The organism is Levilactobacillus cerevisiae (assembly GCF_003946245.1).
Classification (GTDB): Bacteria; Bacillota; Bacilli; order Lactobacillales; family Lactobacillaceae; genus Levilactobacillus; species Levilactobacillus cerevisiae.
Genome location: NZ_RHNN01000078.1, coordinates 1 through 1,339, shown reverse-complemented (window position 1 = coordinate 1,339; position 1,339 = coordinate 1). Strand labels below are relative to the sequence as shown.

Genomic DNA, 1,339 nt, shown 5'->3' with positions numbered 1-1,339 from the left:
GGGAGTGTCAAATTTTTTGTGTAAATGGAAGTCCTCTCCCATTAGCTAGCTTCTAATACATGGATTCTAACGTATCTTGAATTTGCTTGAAACCTCGATGCGTTCGCTCAAAATTTTGGCCGTTGTAGTCACGAATAACTGTGACCAGAACGCGTTCTAGTGCTGGTTCATTTGGAAATTGTTCTTTCTTCTTTGTCTGCCGTTTTAGCTTCTTGTTGAATGATTCAATGAGATTTGTGCTGTAGATGCTACTGCGTATCGCAGCTGGAAAAGTGAAACAGGTCAAGAGATGAGGATTATTTTCTAGCTTGCCCGTTACTTTTGGATACGCCTTTTGCCACTTGTCTATGAAGTCAGCTAAGGCCTGTTTTGCGTCGTCCATGGTAGCTGCTTGATGGATCAGTTTGAAGTCGTTAAGGACCTCTTGTCGGTCCTTAGTTCGAACGTGAGCTTCAATGTTCCGACTGACGTGGATCAGGCACTGCTGGAGCTTAGCCTTAGGGAAGTGGTCACCAATTGTGTTGGTAAGGCCGACTAAGCCATCGGCCACGAATAAGAGGACTTCTTTTACACCACGCTGCTGAATGTCCACGAGAAGCTCTTCCCAAACGGTACTGGATTCAGTTGGAGCGACTTGGTATGCTAGGACCTCTTTCATACCATTTGGTCGAATGCCAATGGCGATATGCACGGCTTCTTTAGCCACTGAGTCCCGGCGCAGAGGTAAGTATGTTGCGTCCACATAAATGACTGCGTAACGACTCGCTAGAGGGCGCGTCTTGAAGGCGTTGACCTGTTGGTCAACGACCTTCGTGAGGTTTGAAACCGTTTGTGGTGTGTAATGAGCACCATACATTTTCTCAATCAAATCCGCGATCTCACTAGTGGTAATCCCTTTTTCGTAGAGCTGGACAACCGTGGCTTCTAAACCATCCGTTTGGCGTTGATAGCTTGGAATAGTTTGCGTATTAAAGGCGCCATTTCGGTCGCGTGGAACCTCCAAGTTTAGTTCCCCATACTTAGTTTTAAAGGTTCGCAGATAATGCCCATTGCGTGAATTGCCGCTGTTAAAGCCTTGGCGGTCGTAGGGTTCATAACCGAGGAACGATGAAAGTTCCTCGTGCATTAAATCATTGATGGCCGTTTCCAAATGTTGCCGAAAAACTTCGTCCAAATCTTGCTTTTGTGCTAGTGCTGCCATAATTTCTTTGTTAAACTGAGTCATGGGGAAAGCCTCCTATGTCCTATGAAGTGAGTGTGGTTGCTAACTATCATAAGGGAGAGGCTTTCCCTTTTCAATTGCTTATTTTTCTATTTACACATAATTATTTAAACACTC

Annotated in this window: 1 protein-coding gene; it reads right to left on the bottom strand. The window is 45.0% G+C overall.

The genetic code is table 11. The annotated features are described in order from the left end of the window. Positions 1–52: 52 nt before the first annotated feature. Positions 53–1,225: an IS256 family transposase gene (locus EKM99_RS15655; RefSeq protein ID WP_057879063.1), complete on the bottom strand. Its 1,173-nt coding sequence runs from the start codon at positions 1,223–1,225 to the stop codon at positions 53–55. Positions 1,226–1,339: the final 114 nt, after the last annotated feature.